The organism is Pseudomonas sp. Irchel s3a18 (genome assembly GCF_900187535.1).
Classification (GTDB): domain Bacteria; phylum Pseudomonadota; class Gammaproteobacteria; order Pseudomonadales; family Pseudomonadaceae; genus Aquipseudomonas.
In genome coordinates, this window is sequence record NZ_FYDV01000013.1 from 100,747 (window position 1) to 125,241 (window position 24,495).

Below are 24,495 nucleotides of genomic sequence, written 5' to 3' on the forward strand. Positions count from 1 at the left end.
TTTCATATGCCAGACAAAACCCATTGGGTTAGAATGCCCTCCTTTTCTGCCCCCCGATCCTTGAGGACCGCCATGTTCAGCCGTGATTTGACCATTGCCAAGTACGACGCCGACCTTTTTGCCGCCATGGAGCAAGAAGCTCAGCGCCAGGAAGAACACATCGAGCTGATCGCTTCGGAAAACTACACCAGCCCAGCGGTGATGGAAGCTCAAGGCTCGGTACTGACCAACAAGTACGCCGAAGGCTACCCGGGCAAGCGCTACTACGGCGGTTGCGAGTACGTCGACGTGGTTGAGCAACTGGCCATCGACCGTGCAAAAGAACTGTTCGGTGCCGATTACGCCAACGTTCAGCCGCACGCCGGCTCGCAAGCCAACAGTGCCGTTTACCTGGCCCTGTTGTCGGCTGGCGACACCCTCCTGGGCATGAGCCTGGCCCACGGTGGTCACCTGACCCACGGTGCCAGCGTTTCCTCCTCCGGCAAGCTGTACAACGCTGTCCAGTACGGCATCGACGCCAATGGCCTGATCGACTACGACGAAGTCGAGCGCCTGGCTGTTGAACACAAGCCAAAAATGATCGTGGCCGGTTTCTCTGCCTACTCGCAGATCCTGGACTTCCCGCGCTTCCGCGAAATCGCCGACAAGGTCGGTGCCTACCTGTTCGTCGACATGGCTCACGTAGCCGGTCTGGTCGCCGCTGGTGTCTACCCGAACCCGGTTCCATTCGCTGACGTCGTGACCACCACCACCCACAAGACCCTGCGCGGTCCACGTGGCGGCCTGATCCTGGCTCGCGCCAACGCCGACATCGAGAAGAAACTGAACTCCGCCGTATTCCCGGGCGCCCAGGGTGGCCCACTGGAGCACGTGATCGCCGCCAAGGCGATCTGCTTCAAGGAAGCCCTGCAGCCTGAGTTCAAGACCTACCAGCAACAAGTGGTGAAAAACGCCCAGGCCATGGCCGGCGTGTTCATCGAGCGCGGTTTTGACGTGGTTTCCGGCGGTACTGAGAACCACCTGTTCCTGCTGTCGCTGATCAAGCAGGAAATCTCCGGTAAAGACGCCGATGCCGCACTGGGCAAAGCGTTCATCACCGTGAACAAGAACTCCGTACCAAACGATCCACGCTCCCCGTTCGTCACCTCCGGCCTGCGCTTCGGTACTCCGGCTGTGACCACTCGTGGCTTCAAGGAAGCAGAGTGCAAGGAACTGGCTGGCTGGATCTGCGACATCCTGGCAGACCTGAACAACGACGCGGTGATCGACGCCGTTCGTGAGAAGGTCAAGGCCATCTGCAAGAAGCTGCCGGTATACGGCGCTTAATCAGCCCGCAAAACCGCAGCACATGAAAAACCGGTCAGCCATGACCGGTTTTTTTTCGCCTGCAAAACCGCTCAAGCCCGGGCCTTGCCCAGCAACTGGTAAGACCGGTAAAACCAAATCGTCAATTTTCACTTGCGAAGCCCTGAAAACAGGGCCTAGACTGCGCCTGCACTGGACATACCGGTAAGACCACAATAATTAAGTCCTGAATCTGATGCCCAAGCGCACGGCAGCCAGGACACCGACCAGGAATTCCTCCCATGCTCAGATGGTGCTCGCGTTCAATCTTCCTTCAAGTGGTGCTCGGCCTGGTGCTCGGCATCGTCTGCGGGCTGACCCTTCCCGAATACTCCGCCCAGCTCAAACCCCTCGGCGACGGCTTCATCAAGCTGATCAAGATGCTCATTGGCCTGATCGTGTTCTGCGTGGTGGTCAGCGGTATCAGCGGTGCCGGCGACCTGAAGAAGGTCGGGCGTATTGGCCTTAAATCGGTTATCTACTTCGAAATCCTGACCACCATTGCGCTGGTGATCGGCCTGGTGTTCGCCTTCAGCACCGGCATCGGCAGTGGTGCGAACATCCATCTGGATCAACTGTCTGCCAGTGACATGGGCGACATTGCCCAGCGCAGCGAGCACATGCACACCACCACCCAGTTCCTGATGGACCTGATTCCAAGCTCGGTGATTGGTGCCTTTGCCGACAACAACATCCTGCAAGTGCTGCTGTTTTCAGTGTTGTTCGGCAGTGCGCTGAACCTGGTGGGCGAGTCGGCGTCAGGCATCTCGCGGCTGATCAACGAACTCAGCCATGTGATCTTCCGTATCATGGGCATGATCGTGCGCCTGGCGCCGATTGGCGTGTTCGGCGCGATAGCCTTCACCACCAGCAAATATGGCCTGGATTCCCTGCAACACCTTGGCAGCCTGATCGGCCTGTTCTACCTGACCTGTGTCGCGTTCGTGTCTCTGATCCTGGGCCTGGTGATGCGCCTGTCCGGCCTGCGCATGCTGCCGTTCCTCAAGTACCTGCGTGAAGAGTTGCTGATTGTCCTGGGGACCGCCTCCTCGGACGCCGTGCTGCCGCAAATCATGCGCAAGCTGGAACACCTGGGCATTGGCAGCTCGACGGTTGGCCTGGTCATTCCCACCGGCTATTCGTTCAACCTCGACGGCTTTTCGATCTACCTGACCCTGGCCATCGTGTTCATCGCCAATGCCACTGGCACCCCACTGGCCATGAGCGATTTGCTGACGATCCTGCTGGTCTCGCTGATCACCTCCAAAGGTGCCCACGGAATTCCCGGATCGGCGCTGGTGATTCTGGCTGCCACACTGACCGCGATCCCGGCGATTCCGGTAGTCGGCCTGGTGCTGGTGCTGGCTGTGGACTGGTTCATGGGCATCGGTCGGGCGCTGACCAACCTGATCGGCAACTGCGTCGCCACAGTGGCCATCGCCCGCTGGGAAAAGGACATTGATGTACAACGGGCGCACAAGGTGCTTTCTGGCCAGCAGGGTTATACCTTCCAGCCTAGAAAGCCAGCCACCGCTGCCCATCAGCAGGAATTCTGAACAACCCCGGTGCCTGCCCAAGGGCAGGCACCACCGTTAATCCATTTCGATGCTCAGGAAGCGAACCGTGATCAGCTCGTCAACCGTCGTAAATTCAGTGGTAGAAAAACTTCGGGCCGCGCTGGCCCGGGGTCAGTGGCGCTCCGGCGAAATGCTGCCGGGGCAGCGCGAACTGGCCGAACAAATGGGCATCAGCCGCCCGAGCCTGCGCGAAGCGGTGATCGTGCTGGAAACCCTCGGGCTGGTGCGCTCGATGCCGGGTAAAGGCGTGGTGGTGCTGGAGGCCGACATCAGTGAGAGCCAAGGCCATGAAAGCGCGGTGGCCGGCGCAAGCCTGGAAGATGTACTGCAACTGCGCTACACCCTCGAACCGTTCATCGTCGGGCTGGTGGCGCAGTCCATCAGCAGCAAGGAAGTCGGACAACTGCGCCTGACCTTGATGGACATGCGCGAGGCCCTGGAAGCCAATGACAGCGAAGCCGGCGTGAACGCCTACATCGCCTTCCACGAAGAGCTGTTCACATTGACCTCCAACCCGATCTTCCAGAGCGTGGTGCAGCAGACCAGTGTCGCCCTCAAGCAAAGCGCGCAGGTGCTGCGCAACTCTCCGGAGCACCTGGCTGAACGCCTTGAGGAAAACGAAGCCGTGGTACGCGCCATCCGCAGCAAGAACAGCGCCCAGGCCAGCGCCGAAATGCGCCGGCACATTCTTCGCGAAGGTCAGCGCATGGGCATCGAACTGAACATTCCAGACGACAACCTCGGCAGTTGAACCCTCTTCGAACCGGAGACAGGCCATGAACAGCTTTGCTTCAGCGCAGCACAACCCTGATACGTCTGTTGCCCTGCCCTTTTCGCGCACGCGTCATCGCCCTCCTTCGGTGGATGACATTTACCCGCAGATCTTCGACGCCATTCTCGACCAGCGGTTTGCCCCGACCGGCCGCTTCAGTGAGGAAAGGCTGATCGAGATGCTCGGCATCAGCCGCAGCCTCGTTCGCCAGGTACTGACGCGACTGTCCCATCAGCAGATCCTCATTCTGCGGCCGAACCACCAGCCTCAGATTGCCGCACCGGACCTCGAACAAATCCGGCAAATTCTCCATGCCCGACGATTGACCGAGAGCACACTGGTTCGACTGGCCAGTCAGCAGCCTCGCCCCGAAGACCTGAAGCGCCTACGAGGGTTGATCGAGCGCCAGCGCCAATGCGCCGAGCGGAAACAGCGAGGTTCCTCGATCCGGTTATCGGAAGAGTTTCATCTGCAACTGGCCGAAATGGCGGGGAACGCACCATTGGCGCATTTTCTCAGCAGCCTGGTGCCCCTGACGTCGCTGGCCATTGCACAGCATGATGCGCAGACGGGTTTTTATTGCGTATGGCAGGAACAGGCGGGGATGGTCGATGCGCTGGAGCGTCAGGACGCGACAATGGCGGTGACGCTGATCAACCGGCATCTGGATCATCTGGCAGAAGTACTGCTCAACCCGGAACCCGTAGCCGCTCGACACTGTGTTGTTGGGTAGTTCGCCATCGTCGGGACGGTGTTCCGACGATAGCGCCCTGAAACACGCTGAAGATCACCGCCCTTGATCGGCCACCACCCGCGCAAACCCTTCACGGATTTTTTCTTCCGGCAAGTCATCGGCAATAAACACCATCACACTTTCCCGCGCTTCCCCCTCTAACCACTCCGTGTCCCAGTCGAAGCCATACAGCTTCAACACGCCCTGAAACACCAGGCGCCGGGGTTCGCCGACAATGCTCAGCACGCCTTTGTAGCGCAGCAGTTGCTTGCCATGCTCCTCCAGCAGTTCGTTCATGAAGCCGCTGAGCTGGTCGATATCCAGCGCCTTATCGGTGCGCAGCACCAGGCTGGAAATGCGGTCAATCGTGGGGGCCTTGCTGACCGGGCGCAGGCTGACCCCGCCGCCGAGATCGGCATTGAGGTTGAAGCCACGCACATCGAGCAGCTCGGCCAAATCGATCCTGCCGTGTTCAACCAGCCGGATCGGTGCGCGGCGATTGATCCGGGTCAGGCGCTCGCTCAATGCCGTGAACGTCGCCTCGTCTACCAGATCGCGCTTGCTCACTAGCAGGCGGTCGGCAAAGCCGATCTGCGCCTGGGCAATGGTCTGGGTCAGGTGCACGTCGGCATGCGCGGCGTCGACCAGGGTGATGATGCCGTCGAGGATGTAACGCTCCCGAAGCTCTTCATCGATGAAGAAGGTTTGCGCCACCGGAGCCGGGTCAGCCAGGCCGGTGCATTCGATCACCAGGCGATCAAAGGCGATCTCGCCGCTGTCCAGGCGCTCGAGCAGCAGGTACAGGGCCTTGGTCAAGTCGGTGTGGATGGTGCAGCAGACGCAGCCATTGGACAGCGTCATCACTTGTACCGGCTCATCGCCCAGGAGTTGGGTATCGATACCGGCGTCACTGAATTCGTTTTCGATCACGGCGATTTTCAGCCCGTGCTCGGCTTTGAGCAGGTGGCGCAGCAGCGTGGTTTTGCCGGCGCCGAGGAAGCCGCTGAGGACTGTTACCGGGATGGGAGAGGACAAACGGTTTCTCCTTTGAACTGCACAAATAAAAATGGGAGCAGTCTTGTGTGGAAGCGAGCTGGTTCGCTCCCACAAAAATTCTGCTCCCATATCAAGTCTGTTAACCCGCTATCAGCGGGTCAACAGCACTTGGGCCCACCCTTGCCACCGTAACGCGCCTCCTGACGTTCGCGAAAGAACATCTCGTAGCTCATCACCGGTTTGTCCGGGTGTTTGGTTTGCATATGCTCGACGTAGGTGTCGTAGTCGGGCATGCCGACCATCAGGCGCGCGGCCTGACCGAGGTATTTACCGAGGCGACTCAGGTCATTGAACATGCTTGCAATCCTCGATCATGCGTCCGGAAGAGCCTTGAATGGCGATTCTTTATCCGTACGCTCCTTGTGGCCCCAGGCGGTGATACCCACCTTGAGCGCGTAAAACAGGATGCTGAAGACCACGAACAGGAACAATGCCGTCAGCGTTGCGTTGGTGTAGGCATTGAAGATCACGTGCTGCATCTGCGTGATGTCCTTGGCCGGTGCAAGCACCTGACCGTTGGCCAGGGCATCGCTGTACTTCTTGGCCAGCGACAGGAAGCCGATCGCCGGGTTGGCGTCGAACAGCTTGATGAAGCCTGCGGTGGTGGTGCAAATCAGCAGCCATACCGCTGGCAGCATGGTGACCCAGATGTAGCGCTGGCGTTTCATTTTGATCAGCACCACGGTGCTGAGCATGAGCGCGATACCGGCCAGCATCTGGTTGGAGATGCCGAACAGTGGCCACAAGGTGTTGATACCGCCCAGTGGATCGATCACGCCCTGATACAGCAACCAGCCCCACATGGCCACGCAACCGGCGGTCGCGATCAGGTTCGCGGTCCAGGACTCAGTGCGCTTGAGCGCGGGCACGAAGGAGCCGAGCAGATCCTGCAACATGAAACGCCCGGCACGGGTACCGGCGTCCACGGCGGTCAGGATGAACAGCGCTTCAAACAGGATCGCGAAGTGGTACCAGAATGCCATGGTGTTTTCACCCGGCAGGACACTGTGCAGGATCTGCGCAATCCCCACTGCCAGCGTCGGTGCGCCGCCAGCGCGCGCCAGGATGGTGGTTTCACCGATGTCATGGGCCACCGCCTGCAGGGCTTCCGGGGTAATGGCAAAGCCCCAGCCGCTGACCGTCTGCGCCACCGTCATTACATCACTGCCGACCACGGCCGCCGGGCTGTTCATGGCGAAGTACACGCCTGGCTCGATCACCGAAGCGGCAACCATCGCCATGATGGCCACGAAGGACTCCATCAGCATGCCGCCGTAACCGATGTAACGAGCATTGGTTTCGTTATCCAGCAGCTTCGGCGTAGTGCCGGAGGAGATCAGCGCGTGGAAGCCCGACACCGCGCCACAGGCGATGGTGATGAACAGGAATGGGAACAGACCGCCTTTCCACACCGGGCCAGTGCCATCGATGAACTGGGTCAGCGCGGGCATTTTCAGCTCGGGCATGGTCACCAGGATACCGATGGCCAGTGCCACGATGGTGCCGATCTTGAGGAAGGTCGACAGGTAGTCGCGCGGCGCCAGGATCAGCCATACCGGCAACACCGCAGCAACAAAACCATAGCCGATCAGCATCCAGGTGATCTGGATCCCGGTGAAGCTGAACGCCTTGGCCCATACCGGATCAGCGGCAATCTGCCCGCCCAGCCAGATGGAGCCCAGCAGCAGCAATACGCCGATGACCGAGATTTCGCCAATGCGGCCCGGACGGATGTAGCGCATGTAAATGCCCATGAACATCGCGATCGGGATGGTCGCCATGACCGTGAAGATGCCCCACGGGCTTTCGGCCAGGGCCTTGACCACGATCAGCGCCAGCACCGCAAGGATGATGATCATGATCAGGAAGCAGCCAAACAGCGCGATGGTGCCCGGGATACGGCCCATTTCCTCACGGACCATGTCACCCAGAGAACGACCGTTGCGCCGGGTGGACATGAACAGGACCATGAAGTCCTGAACGGCCCCCGCCAGCACCACGCCGGCGATCAACCACAGGGTGCCTGGCAAATAGCCCATCTGCGCGGCCAGTACCGGACCCACCAATGGCCCTGCGCCTGCGATAGCCGCAAAGTGGTGACCAAAAAGAATGTGCTTGTTGGTCGGCACATAGTCCAGACCATCGTTGTTGAGTACAGCGGGGGTGGCCCGCCGTGGGTCGAGCTGCATCACTTTGGTGGCGATGAACAGACTGTAGTAGCGGTACGCGACCAGATAGATGGCCACCGCCGCAACGACAATCCACAAGGCATTGATCGCCTCGCCCCGACGCAATGCCACTACCCCAAGGGCGCACGCCCCGACGATTGCCAGCAGCAGCCAGGGAATGTGGCGTAGCAGGCTATTATTATTTTTCATTTTTTGATTCCAGCCAGGTGGACTTGAGAAAAAGCCACCCCGAGTTTAGCGCCGATTACCCCAATGACCATACCCGACATTGGTCGAGTGTCCTTCCTTGGGTGGCAGCCCGGCTAAAGGCCGGTCTATAGTCAGCGTACTACCCGAGGACTGCGCCATGAGCAAGCACGCTGCCAATCGTCGCCGTTTCAAACGCATCGCCTTCGATGCCAGGACTGAACTGATCCAGGGTCCGAACCATTGGCCGGTGAAGTTGATCGACCTGTCCCTCAAAGGGTTGCTGGTCGAACGCCCGGAACCCTGGTCAGGTGACGCGAACAAAATGTTTTCGGTCGATATCCACTTGAGCGAGGAAGCCGAGATCCGCATGGACGTGCAACTCACCCATGAGGAGCACGGCCAGCTCGGATTCGTCTGCCGCTACATCAGCCTGGAGTCCGTCAGCAGCCTGCGACGGCTGATCGAACTGAACCTGGGTGACCCGACCGAACTGGAACGAGAGCTGGGCGCGCTGATCGACGCCTGAGCGCTATTCGAACAAAGCGTCCAGCGCCTGCTCCAGACGGCTGACCGCGATGATCTTCAACCCGGCGGGGGCTTCCTTCGGCGCATTGCCCTTGGGCACGATGGCACGCTTGAAGCCGTGCTTGGCCGCTTCCTTCAGACGCTCCTGACCGCTGGGCACCGGCCGTACTTCACCGGACAGCCCGACTTCGCCGAACACCAGCAGATCATGGGGCAATGGACGGTTGCGCAAACTGGACATGACCGCCGCCATCAACGCCAGGTCCGAAGCCGTCTCCAGCACCTTGACCCCACCGACCACATTAAGGAACACATCCTGATCATGGGTCGGGATTCCGCCGTGGCGGTGCAGGACCGCCAGGAGCATGGCCAGGCGATTCTGATCCAGGCCCAGGGTCACCCGGCGCGGGTTTGCCAGGTGACTGTCGTCCACCAGCGCCTGCACTTCAACCAACATGGGCCGGGTCCCTTCCCACGTCGCCATCACCACGCTGCCCGGCACTTCTTCCTGGGCCCGCGTGAGAAAGATCGCCGACGGGTTGGAGACTTCCTTCAAGCCCTTGTCGGTCATGCCGAACACGCCCAGTTCGTTGACGGCCCCGAAACGGTTCTTCACCGCGCGCAACAGGCGCAAACGCCCATCCGACTCACCTTCGAAATACAGCACGGTGTCGACCATGTGCTCCAGCACCCGCGGCCCTGCCAACGCGCCTTCCTTGGTCACGTGACCGACCAGGAAGATCGCCGTGCCACTTTGCTTGGCATAACGCACCAGCAACGCCGCACTTTCGCGCACCTGGGACACACCGCCCGGCGCCGACTGCAATTGCTCGGTGAAAATCGTCTGGATCGAATCGATCACCATGACCTTGGGCTTTTCCACCCGCGCCGTGGCGATGATGGTTTCGATGCAGGTTTCGGTCATCACCCGCAATTGGTCCTGGGGCAGCCCCAGACGCCGGGCACGCATGGCCACTTGCTGCTGGGATTCTTCGCCAGTGACATAGAGCGCCGGCATGCGCATCGCCAGGTTGCACAGGGTTTGCAGGAGAATGGTCGACTTGCCGATGCCCGGGTCGCCGCCAATCAGTACGACAGAGCCGTCAACCAGGCCGCCACCCAGCACACGGTCCAGCTCACCGGACGCGGTGGAAAACCGCGGGATTTCCTCGACACTGACTTCGGCCAGCGTCTTGATCTGCGCCTGTTGCCCGGCCCAGCCGGTACGACCGCTGGGTGCGGCCGCACCACCACTTTCCACCAGGGTTTCGGTCAGGGTGTTCCAGGCTCCGCATTCTCCACATTGGCCGGCCCACTTGGGAAAGGTCGAGCCGCACTCGGTGCAGCCGTACATGCGCTTGGCCTTGGCCATCTGAACCCCCGAAAAAAAAGGCGATGATAGCCCAGTTGGCAAAGTGCCGTGCAATGTCCGGATGGCCGCTGCCCTATTCACTGGCGTGTATTGCCAGTGAATAACATAAGAGAGTGTCGAGCGCTAAACCTTATAAATAACGCGGTTAATCCGCTCCCATAATCAGAGCCACACTCACAGGCAAATGTTCTACAAAGCAACCCTATTCGTCAAACTTCTGTCTAACAACCGTCAACACCCCTCCTCAAACAGACCATTATTCTTATACAAACCTTAAAAATCGAATTAACTTATGTACAGTTTTTATCGCCACCTTACAAAAACCCAACACTTCCATTCTGTGCGTAACTATTGGTGCATGTTAAACCCGAGCGTTTATCCCCCAATAGTAACTTCAACTCGCGCCATCGGCTTCCCCCCTACCTGTCCAACATGACACGCTATAACGCCAAACAAACCCACACCAAGATCCCAACTCAGCAACCAGAACCCAAGGAAATGGCCCTCGTTCCCGACGCCCACCTGATGGCACTTTGTAAACTATTTCCCAGCAAGCCGGTCGATAGCTACGCCCGCAGCGATCACACAGGTCGAGCAAGACCCGGTTTGCTGATTTACACTGCGTTCACCAACCTCATCTGTAACAAGGATTAACCCATGGGCGTGATAAGTGAATTCAAGGCCTTCGCGGTCAAAGGGAATGTGGTCGACATGGCCGTCGGTATCATCATCGGCGCCGCGTTCGGCAAAATCGTTACATCGTTCGTCGGTGACGTGGTCATGCCACCCATCGGCCTGCTGATCGGTGGGGTGGACTTCGGGGACCTGGCCATCACCCTGAAGGCGGCGCAGGGCGAAGCCCCGGCCGTGATGCTGGCCTACGGCAAATTCATCCAGAGCATCATCGACTTCGTGATCGTTGCATTCGCCATCTTCATGGGCGTGAAAGCCATCAACCAGCTCAAGCGCGAAGAAGCCGCAGCCCCTAGCGCGCCACCGGTTCCGACCCAGGAAGAAGTCCTGCTGAGTGAGATCCGCGACCTGCTCAAGGCGCAAAACAACAAACCCTGAGGGCCACAACAAACGGCGCCTGGTGGCGCCGTTCTTCCATTACCAGTAGTTCTCGACCGCCACCTGACCCGGGCGACGACTCAGGCTCAGTTGCATGTCACGCGCCTTGAGCAGTTGACGGGTGTCATCGATCATTTGTGGATTGCCACACAGCATCACCCGCGAGTGCTCGGCCGTCAGCTCGACGCCCGCCGCCCGCTCCAGCTCGCCATTCTCGATCAAGTGGGTAATTCGACCGCTCAGCGCCCCCGGGTGTTGCTCGCGGGTCACCGTGGCAATGAACTGCAACTTGTGCGCGTATTCCGCCAGGTACTCACGCCCGGCCAACCCCTCGATCAATGCCTGGTACGCCAACTCCCGGGCTTCGCGCACGCTGTACACCAGAATGATCCGCTCGTACCGCTCCCACACCTCGAAGTCCTGCAGGATCGACAGGAAAGGGGCAATCCCCGTGCCCGTGGACAACAGCCACAGATCACGCCCGTCGACAAATCGATCCAGGGTCAGGTAGCCAAAGGCCTGACGATCGACCATCAACGTATCGCCTGCCTCCAGGCGACTGAGCTCGCTGGTGAATTCGCCCCCGGGTACGACAATGGAAAAGAATTCGAGAAACTCGTCATGGGGCGCAGACACCATGGAATACGCGCGCCACACGGTACTGCCATCGGCCTTGGTGACGCCCAGGCGGGCAAACTGCCCGGCCCGAAAGCGAAAGCCTGGATCCCGGGTGGCGCGCAAGGTGAACAGACTCGGAGTCAGCGGCTGGACATCAAGCAGGGTCTGACGGGTGAACTTCTCTTCGCTGGCGGTCATGGGGGGCTCCGTAGGTCTGATGAGCCCAGTGTCCCGCAAAGCCAAGCGCAGGAACACCGTCGAATTGTAGTGGCATTACTCCTCAGACAACGACAAATTAACCAAACAGATAAACAATCAACCCGAATAACACTGACCAACGCTTAACAAAATAACAACCGAACAGACGTCCCTCTGTCATTTCTTAAAGCTAACGAATCACACCACACCCAAATTAAACACAAATGTAAACGACCGTTACAAAGCCTCCACGCTAATAACTATTCATCTACAAAAAATTTGGATCCAATAGCTAAAAAATCGTACAACCACAGAGGGACATCTCCTACACTCAGGCCTGCCAATATTAGGACGCAATCAGCGCTCATGAAGCAGACACACGGAGAGTGATCAATGGAGATCTGGATAGAAACGCAACTGAAACAATTGGCTTGCGTATCAAGCATTGAATCGGCTTATAAGACCGCACTCAACTTCCTCAACAATCTTGGTTATGAATACTGTTGTTTTTCAATGACTTCTTGCAGCCTGAACCACCGCTCAAACACTATAAACCTCAACAATTACCCACACGAATGGAACACACAATACAAACAGAAAAACTACTGCTCGATCGACCCGATAGTCGCTCATTGCAACCACTCGATGCTGCCCATTCTCTGGGACAGCGCGACTTTTGCAAAAACCCCTGACCTCTGGCAGGCGCTGCTGGATCAAGGTTTGCAAAACGGCTGGTCACAGCCCGCGCATGATCGGAACAACCCGAGTATCGGAATTCTCAGCATGGCCCGCAGTCATCGTCGGCTGAGCGTTTACGAACTCTATGAACACCTCGGCTACGCGACCCTCATCAGCCAAAAACTCTATGCCTTGGCCATCGAAAAGCTGTCAGGCAATCACACAGCCTGCGACACTCAGGTTTATCTGTCACCACGGGAAATTGAAGTCCTGAAGTGGTCGGCTGATGGCAAGACCGCCTCGGAAATCGCCATCATCCTCTGCCTGACTGAACGAACGGTGCACTTCCACGTCAGCAGCGCGATCAAGAAACTGGGGGTGAACAACAAGATTTCCGCCGTGGTACGGGCCGCCAAATATCATATGTTTTAAGCTATTCCCCACCTCCGAGCATTGAGGCGCACAGGGTGCAGGAGAAAAACCTGCGAGTAATCCTGAAGAAAAAAACGTACCATTTGCCCCCCCGACTGAGTGATGCCCCCCACGTCACACACCGCTGTCCGCTCAAGTCGGTCCGCCAGCATTTCACCCATGCACAGCAGCGGGACACCCGTTGATTACCCAGAGCCCCCGCCCCATGCCCCTGCTTGAAACGCCCTTCGCCCAACTCGACCTAATTCGCCAGCCGGAACAGCAAAACGAACCGCTGCAAGCCTTCGACGCGGCTGACGAATACTTGCTCAACCACCTGGCCGAGCAGCAACCTGCCGCCACTACCCGGGTTCTGGTGCTCAACGACAGTTTTGGTGCATTGGCGGCGAGCCTGGTCGGCAAGGTTTCACTCACCAGCAGCGGCGACTCGTTCCTGGCCGCCCAGGCCCTGGAAAAGAACCTGGTTCGTAATGGCCTGCCCTTTGACGCCGTCTCGGTGTTACCTGCCAGCGCTCCGCTGGTCGGCCCATTCGACCGGGTCCTGATCCGGGTTCCCAAGACCCTTGCCTTGCTGGAAGAGCAACTGATTCGCCTGCAAGGGCAACTGGCACCCGGCGCTCAAGTGGTGGCCGCCGCCATGGTCAAACACCTGCCAAGGGCGGCGGGAGACCTGCTGGAACGCTACATCGGTCCGATGCAGGCATCCCTTGCCGTCAAGAAAGCCCGCTTGCTGATTGCTACCCCGCAGGCCAGACCCGTTGTGCCATCGCCGTACCCGACGCGTTACACGCTCGACGAACCCGCCATCGAACTGCTCAACCATGCCAACGTGTTCTGTCGCGAAGGCCTGGACATCGGTACGCGGGCGTTTCTCCCCCATTTGCCGAAAAACCTTGGCACCGCGCGAGTCGCCGACCTGGGGTGCGGCAACGGTGTACTGGCCATCGCCAGCGCCCTGCACAATCCGCAAGCCCAATACACGCTGGTGGACGAGTCGTTCATGGCCGTGCAGTCCGCCGCTGAAAACTGGCAGGCCGCCCTGGGTGACCGCGAAGTGATCGTGCGGGCGGGCGATGGCCTGGCGGGGCAAGAGCCGCAATCGCTGGACGTGGTGCTGTGCAATCCACCGTTCCACCAGCAACAGGTGGTGGGTGATTTCCTGGCCTGGCGCATGTTTCAACAAGCTCGCGAAGCCTTGGTGGTCGGGGGCGCATTGTACATCGTCGGCAATCGGCACCTGGGCTATCACAGCAAGCTGGCACGGCTGTTCCGCGGCGTCGAACAAGTCGCGGCCACCCCGAAATTCGTGATCCTCAAAGCCCGAAAATAACGCCTGGCATCCAGGCAAAAAAAACCCTCCAATGGAGGGTTATAAATCCGCGCCGTTAGGCAACGGGATGGGATGTTCGGGTGTTCAGTGAGTGCTCAGGCCTGCGGCATTCATGAACAGGCGCATGAGGCTTGCCACGACAAACAACGCAAGCACACTGCCCGTCCAGATCATTGCCAGCCAGCCGAGCCGCTGCCAGAGCGGCTTCTTTTCCGCCTGTTCGATTTCCTGCAAAGAATGCTTGTCAGCCATAACCGTACGCCTCGTGTTGAGCGTTCTGTGTGGGAGCCGGCTGGCCGGCGATGGCGTCACGCAGATCGCCTTCGCTGGCAGGCCAACGCCTACAGCGTGTGCGTGACTAGTGGTAACCGTCTTCATGGGTCACCTTGCCGCGGAACACGTAGTAGCTCCAGAAGGTGTAGCCCAGGATAAACGGAATGATGAACAACGTGCCGACCAGCATGAACCCCTGGCTTTGTGGCGGCGCGGCGGCGTCCCAGATCGAAATCGACGGTGCCACGATATTCGGCCACAGGCTGATACCCAGACCGCTGTAGCCGAGGAAGATCAGCACCAGGGTCAGCAGGAACGGCGTGTAGTGGGCATTGCGGGCCACGGCACGCAGTAATCCGTACAGGGTGACCAGCACCAGGATCGGCACCGGCAGGAACCAGAACAGGTTAGGCAAGGTGAACCAGCGCGCGGCGATCTCGGCATGGGCCAGCGGGGTCCAGATACTGACGATCCCGATCACCGCCAGTAGTACCAGCGCCAGTGGCCGTGCCAGGTCATGCATCTGCTGCTGCAGTTTGCCTTCGGTTTTCATGATCAGCCAGGTACACCCCAGCAGTGCATACGCCACCACCAGTGCCACGCCACAGAACAGCGTGAACGGCGTGAGCCAGTCCAGCGTGCCGCCGGCGAACTGCCGATCAACCACCGGGAAACCGTCGATGAATGCACCGAGGGCCACGCCCTGGAAGAAGGTCGCGGTGATCGAGCCACCGATAAATGCCTTGTCCCAGAGATGGCGCTTGTCGTCCTTGGCCTTGAAGCGGAACTCGAAGGCCACGCCCCGGAAAATCAGCCCGACCAGCATCAGGATCAGCGGCAGGTACAACGCCGACAGCACCACCGAATACGCCAGCGGGAAGGCCCCGAACAAGGCCGCCCCGCCCAGCACCAGCCAGGTTTCATTACCGTCCCAGACCGGCGCCACGGTGTTCATCATCACGTCACGGTCGCTCTTACCCTTGATGAACGGGAAGAGAATCCCGATCCCCAGGTCGAAGCCGTCCATGACCACGTACATCATGATGCCGAAGATGATGATCACGGCCCAGATCAGCGGAAGATCAATACCCATGACTCAGTTCCCCTTGTTCAGGCTGTCGCCGTGGTCACTTTCAGCACCGCCATCGGCAGCGGAAAGCGGACGGGCCGGTGTGCGATGCTGACCGGGGCCACCGTGGCTCGGTTCGGCACCTTCGTTGAGTTCCGGACCTTTGCGCACCAGGCGCATCATGTAGCCCAGCCCTGCACCAAACAGCGAGAAATACACCACGACAAACAGTGCCAGGGTGATGCTCATTTGCACCACGCTATGGTTGGAGGAGCCATCGGCGGTACGCATCAACCCGTACACCACCCACGGCTGACGACCGATTTCCGTAGTGAACCAGCCCGCGAGAATCGCAATCAGGCCCGAAGGTCCCATCCACAACGTCAGGTACAGGAACGCACGGTTGGAATACAACGTGTCGCGCTTGCGCAGCCACAAGCTCCACAGGCCGGTGAAAATCATCAGCATGCCCAGCCCGACCATGATCCGGAACGACCAGAACACGATGGTCGAGTTCGGCCGGTCTTCAGGCGGGAACTCCTTGAGCGCCGGGACCTGTTTGTCCAGCGAGTGGGTCAGGATCAGGCTGCCCAGGTACGGAATCTCGACCGCGTACTTGGTTCTCTCTTCCTTCATGTCCGGCCAGCCGAACAGGATCAATGGTGTCGCTTCGTTACCATGGTTTTCCCAGTGGCCTTCGATCGCCGCGATTTTCGCGGGTTGGTGCTTGAGGGTGTTGAGCCCGTGAAAGTCACCGATCACCGCCTGGATCGGCGCGACGATCAAGGCCATCCACATGGCCATCGACAGCATGGTACGGATCGCCGGGTTATCACGACCGCGCAGCAGGTGCCAGGCGGCTGACGAGCCGACAAAGAACGCCGTCGCGACAAAGGCTGCCGTGGCCATGTGCATCAGGCGATAAGGGAACGAGGGGTTGAAAATCACCGCGATCCAGTCCACTGGAATGACCTGGCCGTTGACGATTTCGTAACCCTGCGGGGTTTGCATCCAGCTGTTGGAGGCCAGGATCCAGAAGGTCGAGATCAGCGTGCCGATGGCAACCATGACCGTGGCGAAGAAGTGCAGCTTGCGCCCCACCTTGTTCCAACCGAACAGCATGACGCCCAGGAAACCGGCTTCCAGGAAGAACGCCGTGAGCACTTCATAGGTCAGCAAGGGACCCGTGACGGAACCGGCGAAGTCCGAGAAACGACTCCAGTTGGTACCGAACTGATAGGCCATGACCAATCCGGAGACGACCCCCATGCCGAAGTTGACGGCAAAGATCTTCGACCAGAAGTGGTACAGGTCGCGGTAGGTGTTGTTGTGGGTTTTCAGCCACAGACCTTCGAGCACCGCCAGGTAACTCGCCAGGCCGATGGTGATCGCCGGGAACAGGATGTGGAATGAGATGGTGAACGCGAACTGAATTCGGGCGAGATCAAGTGCCTCCAAACCGAACATAAGTCTTCCTCTGTCAGGTATTACGGCTGCAGACACCGGGCCTGCACCCACCGCCCCCACGGATATGGAATGTGGCGAATTCAACTTCGTTCTTTTTATACACGCATCACAACGCAGGGAGTCTGGCCATCTGGCCGTCAGAACAATTCCGCCAAGGGCTTTGATCTGGATCAAGTAACGATGAAAGAGTAGTCCCATTTTCGCGGCTGACGCGTGTGGTCTTTTGCCGCGTGACAGGTTGCCTCAGTGCCGTCCGTTAAATGGCAAACGAGCTGCAGGCCGATCACCGCAACCATTAGTTACAACTTGATGATAATCTCGGCGTCTTCCCGCTCGGACCTGCCTGCCAATGCCCAGCCCAGAGCCTCTGCTGTTACGCCACCAACGACCGTTCATGGCGTTCTGGCTCGCCCGGATTTTTACCGCCAGCGGCTTCCAGATGCTCACAGTGGCCATCGGTTGGAACCTTTACCAACTCACCGGCAACGTGCTGGACCTGGGCCTGGTCGGGCTGGTGGAGTTCGCCCCTCGGGTGCTGTTCATGTTGCACACCGGGCACGTGGCGGACCGCTATGACCGGCGCCAGGTCGCTGCCCTCTGTCAGTCGCTGCAGGCAATGATTGCCATCGCCCTGGCCATCGGCAGCGCCACCGACCATGTCACCCGCGAGATGATCTTTATCCTCGCCTTTGTGCTCGGTGCGGCTCGTTCATTCGAAATGCCGACCACCCAGGCCCTGCTCCCCAGTATCGTGCCTTCCGCCCTGTTCCCCCGCGCCGTTGCCGCGGCGCAGTCGGCGCAACAATCGGCCACCATCGTGGCCCCGGCCCTGGGTGGCTTGCTGTATGCGTTCGGCAGTGTCTGGGTCTACGGCCCGACGGTGATTCTGTATCTCATCGCCTGCACGTTGATGCTCAACCTGCCCGCCCGCCAGACGCCGCTGAACAAGGGCAAGGCGACCCTGGATTCATTGCTCGCCGGCGTGCGTTTCATCCGCAGCCGGCCGGACATTCTGGGGGCGATCTCGCTGGACTTGTTCGCGGTACTGCTCGGTGGCGCCACCGCCCTGCTGCCGGTATTCGCCAAAGACATCCTGTTGACCGGCCCATGGGGGCTGGGCCTGTTGCGCTCGGCTCCGGCGGTCGGCGCCTTGCTGATGTCGCTCTGGCTGGCCCGGTTTACCGTGGAGCGCAAGGTGGGACGGGTGATGTTCAGCGCCGTGGGTGTATTCGGTGTGGCGACCATTGCCTTCGGCCTGTCGACCTCGTTCTGGTTCTCCCTGGCGGTGCTGGTCGTGCTGGGGGCGGCGGACATGATCAGCATGGTGATCCGCGCCTCCTTCGTGCAACTGGAGACGCCCGACGAGATGCGTGGTCGGGTCAGCGCGGTCAACGGCTTGTTCATTGGTGCGTCGAATCAGCTGGGTGAGTTCGAGTCCGGTGTGACGGCCCACTGGTTCGGCACCGTGCCGGCCGTGGTCATGGGCGGAATCGGCACCCTGCTGGTCACCGGGGCCTGGATCAAGTTGTTCCCCACCCTGGCCAATCGGGATCGCATGCACATGCCGGCTGGGCAAGCCGGCGCATCAACGGTGGAGGTCAGGCCAGCAAGTCCCCTGCCACCTTCGCCCTGACCCCCTTGCCGCACACCTGCTCGACCAGCATCAGGGCAAACGCCAAGGCCGCGCCTGAGCCTTGGGCTGTGATGCAATTGCCATCGACTACCACGGGTTGATCAATGAAGGTGCAGCCGGACAACTGCTGGCTGACGGTGGGGAGGCAGGTCATGCGCCGCTGTCTCAGTACGCCAAAGGCCTGCAAAGCCAATGCCGGCGACTCGGCGATGGCGGCGAACCAGCGTCCGGCGGCGGACTGATCCTGGAGCAGTTGCTGCAAAGGTTGATGGGCCGCCAGGTGCTGGGCACCCACGGCACCGCCGGGCAGGACAATCAGGTCGAACGGTTGTGCCAGCACATCCACCAGCATCGCGTCGGCGGTCAAGCGAGTACCTCGGGCACAGGTCAGCATGCGCCGTGCCTCGATGCTGGCCACCACCACTTCGACTTTCGCCCGGCGCAACACGTCAATCAGGCTGACGGTTTGCAGGTCGTCGATGCCTTCGGCAAGGGTAATCAGGGCTCTAAAGGTCATGGTCTGCGTCCACAAGGTGATCTTTAAAGCGTAGTCAGCTTTGTCGACAGCTGTTCGGTCAATGTCCTGACCCGCTGCCGTCTATTTGATGTACAGCTGGGTCGACAGGCTCTGGCCCGGGGCATTGATCGAGGTATTGCGGAAGGTGAACGTACCTCGCTGTTTGCCAGCCAGGTCAAAAATGTACAGGTAGCCGACGATTTTGCTGACCATGCCGGAGCACTCGGTCAGGTTGCCATTGTCGTAGGCACACACCCGGGTACGCACGCCGTCGATGTCAGCGCCATCCAGCCCCGCCTGGGGCGAACGTCCATAACCGACTTCCAGCACATAGAGCTTGATGTTGGGGCCCTGGTGATCGCACTTCGTCTGCGCCTGCCCCTGGGCAATGTCTTCAAGGCCACAGGACTGCGACTGGACCTTGAGCACCTTGATTTCGGTCAACGGTGGTGCCGATGCCGCCGTGGCGGCTTGTGTTCCCAGCAACACGGCGCCAAACACACCAAATACCCGAACGACCTTGCTCTTGATAGACGACATAACCACTCCCGAAGCCAGCGCGCAGTATGCCCCACTCCCCCTGACTGCAAAACTTCGACGACGAGCGCTGCCATTAAGCAGCCATTGCCCCACGCTGCTGGTATGATGCGCGGCTTTTTCCGACCTAGACAAAATTCCCAGGCGCCTTCAGCGGCCTGTGCTTTGCTGTTCAGGTCGATACATTCACGGCGCAAGACGCGCCACGGGGAGCAGAGATGCTGGAAAGGCTGTTTCAACTCAAGGCACACAACACCAACGTGCGTACCGAGATTCTTGCCGGTATCACGACCTTCCTGGCCATGGCCTACATTCTGTTCGTCAACCCGAGCATTCTCGGCGAGACCGGCATGGACAAGGGCGCGGTGTTTGTCGCGACCTGCCTGGCAGCCGCCATCGGCTCCACCGTCATGGGCCTGATCGCCAACTACCCGATTGCGCTGGCACCGGGCATGGGATTGAACGCGTTCTTCACCTACACCGTCGTGCTGCACATGGGCCACACCTGGCAAGTGGCACTGGGCGCGGTGTTCATTTCCGCGGTGCTGTTCTTCCTGCTGTCGATCTTCCGCATCCGTGAATGGATCATCAACAGCATCCCGCTGCCACTGCGCTCGGCGATTGCCGCCGGTATCGGCCTGTTCCTGGCCCTGATCGCCCTGCACAACGCCGGCATCGTGGTCAGCAACCCGGCCACCATGGTCGGCCTGGGTGACCTGAAACAACCGGCACCGATCCTGGCGACCCTGGGCTTTGCGATGATCGTCGCCCTTGAGGCACTGAAAGTGCGCGGTGCGGTGCTGATCGGCATCCTGACCGTCACCATCGCCTCCATTGCCCTGGGCTTCACCCCGTTCGGTGGCGTGATGTCGATGCCGCCTTCGCTGGCGCCGACCTTCCTGCAACTGGACATCATGGGCGCACTGGACATTGGCCTTGTCAGCGTGATCTTCGCCTTCCTGTTCGTCGACCTGTTCGATAACTCCGGCACCCTGATCGGTGTCGCCAAGCGCGCCGGCCTGATGGGCAAGGACGGTCACATGCCGAAAATGGGCCGTGCGCTGATCGCCGACAGTACCGCCGCCATGGCCGGTTCGCTGCTGGGTACCTCAACTACCACCAGTTACATCGAATCGGCAGCGGGTGTCAGCGCCGGCGGCCGTACCGGCCTGACGGCCGTCGTGGTCGCCATCCTGTTTTTGCTGGCCCTGTTCTTCGCCCCGCTGGCCGGCAGCGTGCCAGCCTTCGCCACGGCGCCGGCCCTGCTGTTCGTCGCCGTGCTGATGACTTCGGGCCTGGCGGAAATAGACTGGGACGACATCACCGTTGCCGCTCCGGTGGTCATTACTGCCCTGGCGATGCCGTTCACCTACTCCATTGCCAACGGCATTGCATTCGGCTTTATCTCCTGGACCGCGATCAAGCTGCTCTCCGGTCGTGGCCGTGAGCTGAACTCGGCCCTGGTGATTCTGTCGATTCTGTTTGTGATCAAGTTGGGTTGGTTCAACGCATGACATTCGATTCCCAGGCCTACGCCGCTCAGCTCCAGGACAAGGTCACGCGCTTGCGTGACCTGCTGGCGCCGTTCGATGCACCAGAACCTGCAGTGTTCGACTCGCCGCTGGCCAATTTTCGCCTGCGGGCCGAGTTCCGCCTGTGGCGCGAAGCCGGCGAGCGACACTACGCGATGTTTTCCCAGGAAGACAAACGCACGCCGATCCTGATCGAAGCGTTCCCGATCGCCAGTCTGCGCATCAATGAGTTGATGCCGCAGCTCAAGGCAGCCTGGCAAGCCAGCGCGGCCCTGAGCCACAAGCTGTTCCAGGTGGAGTTCCTGACCACTCTGGCGGGCGACGCGATGATCACCCTGTGTTATCACCGCCCGCTGGACGAGCACTGGCACGCAGCGGCCAGCAAACTGGCCACAGACCTCAACGTCAGCGTGATCGGTCGCTCCAAGGGCAAGCGTGAAGTGATCGGCCACGATTACGTGGTGGAACAACTTGAAGTCGGCGGTCGTACCTTCAGCTATCGCCAACCGGAAGGTGCGTTTACCCAACCGAACGGCACGGTGAACCAGAAGATGCTCAACTGGGCGTACGATGCCTTGGGCCCGCGCGCTGATGATTTGCTGGAGCTGTACTGCGGCAATGGCAACTTCACCCTGCCCCTGGCCACGCGCGTGCGCAAGGTACTGGCCACCGAAATCAGCAAGACCTCGGTGAATGCCGCGCTCAGTAACCTCAGCGAAAACGCTGTGGATAACGTCACGCTGGTACGTTTGTCTGCCGAGGAATTGACCGAAGCCCTCAATGAAGTGCGACCGTTCCGTCGCCTGCATGGCATTGATCTGAAAAGCTACGCGTTCGGCAGCGTGTTCGTCGACCCGCCGCGCGCCGGCATGGACCCGGACACCTGCGAGCTGACCCGACGCTTCGAGAACATCCTGTACATCTCGTGCAACCCGGAAACGTTGGCCGCCAACATCGCCCAGTTGCACGACACTCACCGCATCACCCGCTGTGCAATGTTCGATCAGTTCCCGTGGACCCACCACATGGAATCCGGGGTCTTGCTGACCCGCCGCTGATTGAGTTTGCCCCTCACAAAACAGCCGTCTTGATGACGGCTTTTTTGTCGGCGATCACAATGCACCTTAGTCCATACACACAGAGCCCGGTGCGCTGACGACTGCTGCTGTCCGATCAGCGAACACTTATTGCGAACGAATGAGCCCTGCCGCTCAGCGCCAATTGTAAAAAGTAACCAAGCGGTACATTTTATCTCCACAGGCCGGTCCACCACTTGACCGATGCCAACAATAACAATGGAGATACCCCCATGCCCCCGATCATCCTGGTGCTGAACGGCCCTAACCTGAACCTGCTCGGCACTCGCGAACCGGCAACTTATGGCCACGAAACCCTGGCCGATATCTCGGCCCTGTGTGGACGCGCCGCCGAGGAGTTCGGCCTGAAAGTGGAGTTTCGCCAGACCAACCATGAAGGCGAGCTGCTGGACTGGATTCACTCGGCCCGTGGTCGTTGCGCCGGGATCGTGATCAACCCGGCCGCCTGGACGCACACCTCGGTGGCTATCCGTGATGCCCTGATCGCCAGCGAGCTACCGGTGATCGAAGTGCATTTGTCCAACGTCCATGCGCGGGAGCCCTTTCGTCATCACTCCTTTGTTTCCGCCATTGCGACCGCCGTGCTGTGCGGGTTTGGCAGCCACGGCTATCGCCTGGCACTGGAGCACTTCAGTCAGCGCTTGCAGGGGTAATCGACATGGCACAGAACACAGGCGTACTCGCCGGGCTGATCGGCGCCGGCATCCAGGCCTCCCGAACGCCCGCGCTGCACGAGCACGAAGGCGATGCCCAGGGCATGCGCTATGTCTATCGGTTGATCGACCTCGATCAGTTGCACCTCGACAGCTCGGCCCTGCCGGATCTGCTGATGGCCGCTGAGCGCATGAGTTTCACCGGTTTGAACATCACGTTTCCGTGCAAGCAGGCCATCATCCCGCTGCTCGACGAACTCTCGCCCGAAGCCCAGAGCATCGGCGCGGTGAACACCGTGGTGCTCAAGGATGGCAAGCGTATCGGCCACAACACCGACTGCCTGGGGTTTGCCGAAGGTTTTCGCCGGGGCCTGGAAGGCGTGGCTCGCGAGCGCGTGGTGCAAATGGGGGCTGGCGGCGCCGGGGCAGCGGTGGCTCATGCCCTGCTGAGTGAAGGCGTCCGCCAGCTGAGTATTTTCGACGTGGACCAAGATCGCGCACGCAGCCTGGCGCAGAACCTCAATCAACATTTCGGCAGGGACCGGGCCTGCGCCGGTCATGACCTGCCAGGCGCGATGGCACTGGCCGATGGCCTGGTGAACACCACCCCAATGGGCATGGCCAAGCTGCCTGGCATGCCGGTGCCGGCGGCACTGCTGCGCACACCCTTGTGGGTCGCGGAGATTGTTTACTTTCCACTGGAAACGGAACTGCTACGCACCGCCCGCAGCCTGGGATGCCGGACACTCGATGGCGGCAACATGGCGGTATTTCAAGCCGTGAAGGCCTTTGAATTGTTCAGCGGCGTCGTGCCGGACACCCAGCGCATGCTCGCGCACTTTCACGGTATGACGGGGTAAACCACTGCGCAGGCAAGCATGGCGACGGGACCAGCCCCTCGCCACGGGTCAGGCCTGCAAATAGCGCAGGACCGATTCGCAGATCATTTCCCGATGACGCTGCTTGATGGCTTCATTGGGCAGGTCGACCTGGAAAAGCTCACCGAAGGTATGGCGGTTCGATACCCGGTAGAAACAGAACGAACTGATCAGCAAGTGAACGTCCAACGCATTCAACCCGCTACGGAACACGCCCTCTTCAGCACCGCGACGCAAAATCACGCCCAGCGAATCGAGGATGGTGGTGTTCATCGCCTTGATCGCCTGGGACTGCTTCACGTACTCGGCGTTGTGAATATTCTCGATGCAGACGATGCGCACAAAATCGACATTACGGTCATGGTGATCGAAGGTGAACTCCACTAGCCGCCGGATCGCGTCGCGCGGGGCAAGCTCGGCCAGGTGCAGGCGGCTTTCGGTGCGGCGGATATCGCCGTACAGCTTCTCCAGCACTTCAACGTAGAGCTGCTCCTTGCTCCCGAAGTAGTAATAGATCATGCGTTTTGAGGTGTGAATTCGCTCGGCGATGGCGTCCACGCGCGCGCCGGACAACCCCTGCTGAACGAACTCGACAATGGCTTCTTGAAGAATATTCTCGCGGGTTTTTTCCGGGTTGTTCTTGCGACTCTTGCGCGGCTCGACCTGGGACAGGTCGGGCGCTACGGTGAGGTCTGTGGTCATTCTCATTCCGGGCTCATGGCCATCACTGCACAGACTGGCGATTATGGGCCGCA

Annotated in this window: 24 protein-coding genes; 13 read left to right on the forward strand and 11 right to left on the reverse strand. The window is 59.9% G+C overall.

The genetic code is table 11. The features are described 5' to 3' along the window. Positions 1-72: 72 nt before the first annotated feature. The 4 genes from glyA (at position 73) to CKW29_RS18125 (ending at position 4,426) form a co-directional block, all read left to right on the forward strand. On the forward strand, positions 73-1,326 hold the full coding sequence (glyA, locus tag CKW29_RS18110) for a serine hydroxymethyltransferase (RefSeq protein WP_095080711.1): 1,254 nt from the start codon (positions 73-75) through the stop codon (positions 1,324-1,326). A gap of 260 nt (positions 1,327-1,586) precedes the next feature. Further along, positions 1,587-2,900: a C4-dicarboxylate transporter DctA gene (locus CKW29_RS18115; protein WP_095145459.1), complete on the forward strand. Its 1,314-nt coding sequence runs from the start codon at positions 1,587-1,589 to the stop codon at positions 2,898-2,900. Between the two features lie 67 nt (positions 2,901-2,967). Next, on the forward strand, positions 2,968-3,672 hold the full coding sequence (locus tag CKW29_RS18120) for a FadR/GntR family transcriptional regulator (protein WP_095080702.1): 705 nt from the start codon (positions 2,968-2,970) through the stop codon (positions 3,670-3,672). A 25-nt stretch (positions 3,673-3,697) separates the two neighbouring features. Further along, the gene (locus CKW29_RS18125; protein WP_095145458.1) at positions 3,698-4,426 is read left to right on the forward strand and encodes a GntR family transcriptional regulator; all 729 of its coding nucleotides are present in this window, start codon (positions 3,698-3,700) and stop codon (positions 4,424-4,426) included. A 54-nt stretch (positions 4,427-4,480) separates the two neighbouring features. Here the strand turns inward: CKW29_RS18125 and yjiA are convergent, their stop codons facing one another. From yjiA to CKW29_RS18140, 3 genes are all read right to left on the reverse strand, one after another. Next, positions 4,481-5,461 (reverse strand): GTPase, encoded by a 981-nt coding sequence (yjiA, locus tag CKW29_RS18130; protein ID WP_095145457.1) that lies wholly within the window; start codon positions 5,459-5,461, stop codon positions 4,481-4,483. Between the two features lie 119 nt (positions 5,462-5,580). After that, on the reverse strand, positions 5,581-5,778 hold the full coding sequence (locus CKW29_RS18135) for a YbdD/YjiX family protein (RefSeq protein WP_003228401.1): 198 nt from the start codon (positions 5,776-5,778) through the stop codon (positions 5,581-5,583). Between the two features lie 15 nt (positions 5,779-5,793). Then, entirely contained in the window at positions 5,794-7,860 is a 2,067-nt protein-coding gene (locus CKW29_RS18140) for a carbon starvation CstA family protein (protein WP_095080696.1), read from the reverse strand. A 157-nt stretch (positions 7,861-8,017) separates the two neighbouring features. Between CKW29_RS18140 and CKW29_RS18145 the strand changes: the two genes are divergently transcribed. After that, positions 8,018-8,386, forward strand: coding sequence for a PilZ domain-containing protein (locus CKW29_RS18145; protein WP_095145456.1), 369 nt, complete (start codon positions 8,018-8,020; stop codon positions 8,384-8,386). A gap of 3 nt (positions 8,387-8,389) precedes the next feature. Here CKW29_RS18145 and radA read toward each other — a convergent pair whose 3' ends face one another. Continuing rightward, entirely contained in the window at positions 8,390-9,757 is a 1,368-nt protein-coding gene (radA, locus tag CKW29_RS18150; RefSeq protein ID WP_095080693.1) for a DNA repair protein RadA, read from the reverse strand. A 657-nt stretch (positions 9,758-10,414) separates the two neighbouring features. On the opposite strand from radA, the gene mscL reads away from it, so the two are divergent. After that, positions 10,415-10,828, forward strand: a complete 414-nt coding sequence (gene mscL, locus CKW29_RS18155; RefSeq protein ID WP_095145455.1) for a large-conductance mechanosensitive channel protein MscL — start codon at positions 10,415-10,417, stop codon at positions 10,826-10,828. 39 nt (positions 10,829-10,867) lie between these two features. On the opposite strand, the gene CKW29_RS18160 is transcribed toward mscL, so the two are convergent. Next, positions 10,868-11,644: a ferredoxin--NADP reductase gene (locus CKW29_RS18160; protein ID WP_095145454.1), complete on the reverse strand. Its 777-nt coding sequence runs from the start codon at positions 11,642-11,644 to the stop codon at positions 10,868-10,870. Positions 11,645-12,037: 393 nt separating this feature from the next. Between CKW29_RS18160 and CKW29_RS18165 the strand changes: the two genes are divergently transcribed. Together CKW29_RS18165 and CKW29_RS18170 are read left to right on the forward strand one after the other, a co-directional pair. Beyond that, on the forward strand, positions 12,038-12,754 hold the full coding sequence (locus CKW29_RS18165) for an autoinducer binding domain-containing protein (RefSeq protein ID WP_095145453.1): 717 nt from the start codon (positions 12,038-12,040) through the stop codon (positions 12,752-12,754). Positions 12,755-12,959: 205 nt separating this feature from the next. Further along, on the forward strand, positions 12,960-14,084 hold the full coding sequence (locus CKW29_RS18170) for a methyltransferase (protein ID WP_095145452.1): 1,125 nt from the start codon (positions 12,960-12,962) through the stop codon (positions 14,082-14,084). Between the two features lie 84 nt (positions 14,085-14,168). On the opposite strand, the gene CKW29_RS18175 is transcribed toward CKW29_RS18170, so the two are convergent. The 3 genes from CKW29_RS18175 to CKW29_RS18185 form a co-directional block, all read right to left on the reverse strand. After that, entirely contained in the window at positions 14,169-14,336 is a 168-nt protein-coding gene (locus CKW29_RS18175; protein WP_095145451.1) for a DUF2474 domain-containing protein, read from the reverse strand. A gap of 106 nt (positions 14,337-14,442) precedes the next feature. Then, a complete protein-coding gene (gene cydB / locus CKW29_RS18180; RefSeq protein WP_095148915.1) occupies positions 14,443-15,450 on the reverse strand; it encodes a cytochrome d ubiquinol oxidase subunit II in 1,008 nt (335 codons plus the stop codon). Positions 15,451-15,453: 3 nt separating this feature from the next. Then, positions 15,454-16,893, reverse strand: coding sequence for a cytochrome ubiquinol oxidase subunit I (locus CKW29_RS18185; RefSeq protein WP_095145449.1), 1,440 nt, complete (start codon positions 16,891-16,893; stop codon positions 15,454-15,456). Positions 16,894-17,242: 349 nt separating this feature from the next. Between CKW29_RS18185 and CKW29_RS18190 the strand changes: the two genes are divergently transcribed. After that, the gene (locus tag CKW29_RS18190; protein ID WP_095145448.1) at positions 17,243-18,526 is read left to right on the forward strand and encodes an MFS transporter; all 1,284 of its coding nucleotides are present in this window, start codon (positions 17,243-17,245) and stop codon (positions 18,524-18,526) included. Here the strand turns inward: CKW29_RS18190 and CKW29_RS18195 are convergent. Beyond that, positions 18,492-19,043 carry a DJ-1 family glyoxalase III gene (locus CKW29_RS18195; RefSeq protein WP_095145447.1) on the reverse strand — a complete coding sequence of 184 codons (552 nt, stop codon included), beginning with the start codon at positions 19,041-19,043 and terminating at the stop codon, positions 18,492-18,494. The two genes, CKW29_RS18190 and CKW29_RS18195, sit on opposite strands and share 35 nt — an antisense overlap. A gap of 81 nt (positions 19,044-19,124) precedes the next feature. Continuing rightward, positions 19,125-19,583: a DUF4879 domain-containing protein gene (locus tag CKW29_RS18200; RefSeq protein ID WP_095145446.1), complete on the reverse strand. Its 459-nt coding sequence runs from the start codon at positions 19,581-19,583 to the stop codon at positions 19,125-19,127. A 215-nt stretch (positions 19,584-19,798) separates the two neighbouring features. Between CKW29_RS18200 and CKW29_RS18205 the strand changes: the two genes are divergently transcribed. The 4 genes from CKW29_RS18205 (at position 19,799) to CKW29_RS18220 (ending at position 23,722) form a co-directional block, all read left to right on the forward strand. Then, on the forward strand, positions 19,799-21,094 hold the full coding sequence (locus CKW29_RS18205; protein ID WP_095145445.1) for an NCS2 family permease: 1,296 nt from the start codon (positions 19,799-19,801) through the stop codon (positions 21,092-21,094). Next, a complete protein-coding gene (gene trmA / locus CKW29_RS18210; RefSeq protein WP_095145444.1) occupies positions 21,091-22,170 on the forward strand; it encodes a tRNA (uridine(54)-C5)-methyltransferase TrmA in 1,080 nt (359 codons plus the stop codon). The genes CKW29_RS18205 and trmA overlap by 4 nt, the downstream gene beginning before the upstream one ends. Before the next feature lie 251 nt (positions 22,171-22,421). After that, positions 22,422-22,862, forward strand: a complete 441-nt coding sequence (gene aroQ / locus CKW29_RS18215) for a type II 3-dehydroquinate dehydratase (RefSeq protein WP_095080675.1) — start codon at positions 22,422-22,424, stop codon at positions 22,860-22,862. A 5-nt stretch (positions 22,863-22,867) separates the two neighbouring features. Then, positions 22,868-23,722 (forward strand): shikimate dehydrogenase, encoded by an 855-nt coding sequence (locus CKW29_RS18220; RefSeq protein ID WP_095145443.1) that lies wholly within the window; start codon positions 22,868-22,870, stop codon positions 23,720-23,722. A 48-nt stretch (positions 23,723-23,770) separates the two neighbouring features. Here CKW29_RS18220 and CKW29_RS18225 read toward each other — a convergent pair whose 3' ends face one another. Beyond that, positions 23,771-24,448 carry a TetR family transcriptional regulator gene (locus CKW29_RS18225; RefSeq protein WP_095148916.1) on the reverse strand — a complete coding sequence of 226 codons (678 nt, stop codon included), beginning with the start codon at positions 24,446-24,448 and terminating at the stop codon, positions 23,771-23,773. Positions 24,449-24,495 lie beyond the last annotated feature (47 nt).

What these genes read in the sequence shown, in the direction of transcription:
- CKW29_RS18190 (WP_095145448.1), top strand. Translation starts at nt 17,243, where the DNA reads ATGCCCAGCCCAGAGCCTCTGCTGTTACGCCACCAACGACCGTTCATG.
- aroQ (WP_095080675.1), top strand. Translation starts at nt 22,422, where the DNA reads ATGCCCCCGATCATCCTGGTGCTGAACGGCCCTAACCTGAACCTGCTC.
- CKW29_RS18200 (WP_095145446.1), bottom strand. Translation starts at nt 19,583, where the DNA reads ATGTCGTCTATCAAGAGCAAGGTCGTTCGGGTATTTGGTGTGTTTGGC.
- CKW29_RS18205 (WP_095145445.1), top strand. Translation starts at nt 19,799, where the DNA reads ATGCTGGAAAGGCTGTTTCAACTCAAGGCACACAACACCAACGTGCGT.
- CKW29_RS18160 (WP_095145454.1), bottom strand. Translation starts at nt 11,644, where the DNA reads ATGACCGCCAGCGAAGAGAAGTTCACCCGTCAGACCCTGCTTGATGTC.
- CKW29_RS18140 (WP_095080696.1), bottom strand. Translation starts at nt 7,860, where the DNA reads ATGAAAAATAATAATAGCCTGCTACGCCACATTCCCTGGCTGCTGCTG.
- CKW29_RS18165 (WP_095145453.1), top strand. Translation starts at nt 12,038, where the DNA reads ATGGAGATCTGGATAGAAACGCAACTGAAACAATTGGCTTGCGTATCA.
- mscL (WP_095145455.1), top strand. Translation starts at nt 10,415, where the DNA reads ATGGGCGTGATAAGTGAATTCAAGGCCTTCGCGGTCAAAGGGAATGTG.
- CKW29_RS18195 (WP_095145447.1), bottom strand. Translation starts at nt 19,043, where the DNA reads ATGACCTTTAGAGCCCTGATTACCCTTGCCGAAGGCATCGACGACCTG.
- CKW29_RS18220 (WP_095145443.1), top strand. Translation starts at nt 22,868, where the DNA reads ATGGCACAGAACACAGGCGTACTCGCCGGGCTGATCGGCGCCGGCATC.
- glyA (WP_095080711.1), top strand. Translation starts at nt 73, where the DNA reads ATGTTCAGCCGTGATTTGACCATTGCCAAGTACGACGCCGACCTTTTT.
- radA (WP_095080693.1), bottom strand. Translation starts at nt 9,757, where the DNA reads ATGGCCAAGGCCAAGCGCATGTACGGCTGCACCGAGTGCGGCTCGACC.
- CKW29_RS18170 (WP_095145452.1), top strand. Translation starts at nt 12,960, where the DNA reads ATGCCCCTGCTTGAAACGCCCTTCGCCCAACTCGACCTAATTCGCCAG.
- CKW29_RS18135 (WP_003228401.1), bottom strand. Translation starts at nt 5,778, where the DNA reads ATGTTCAATGACCTGAGTCGCCTCGGTAAATACCTCGGTCAGGCCGCG.
- cydB (WP_095148915.1), bottom strand. Translation starts at nt 15,450, where the DNA reads ATGGGTATTGATCTTCCGCTGATCTGGGCCGTGATCATCATCTTCGGC.
- CKW29_RS18185 (WP_095145449.1), bottom strand. Translation starts at nt 16,893, where the DNA reads ATGTTCGGTTTGGAGGCACTTGATCTCGCCCGAATTCAGTTCGCGTTC.
- trmA (WP_095145444.1), top strand. Translation starts at nt 21,091, where the DNA reads ATGACATTCGATTCCCAGGCCTACGCCGCTCAGCTCCAGGACAAGGTC.
- CKW29_RS18115 (WP_095145459.1), top strand. Translation starts at nt 1,587, where the DNA reads ATGCTCAGATGGTGCTCGCGTTCAATCTTCCTTCAAGTGGTGCTCGGC.
- CKW29_RS18175 (WP_095145451.1), bottom strand. Translation starts at nt 14,336, where the DNA reads ATGGCTGACAAGCATTCTTTGCAGGAAATCGAACAGGCGGAAAAGAAG.
- CKW29_RS18145 (WP_095145456.1), top strand. Translation starts at nt 8,018, where the DNA reads ATGAGCAAGCACGCTGCCAATCGTCGCCGTTTCAAACGCATCGCCTTC.
- CKW29_RS18125 (WP_095145458.1), top strand. Translation starts at nt 3,698, where the DNA reads ATGAACAGCTTTGCTTCAGCGCAGCACAACCCTGATACGTCTGTTGCC.
- CKW29_RS18225 (WP_095148916.1), bottom strand. Translation starts at nt 24,448, where the DNA reads ATGAGAATGACCACAGACCTCACCGTAGCGCCCGACCTGTCCCAGGTC.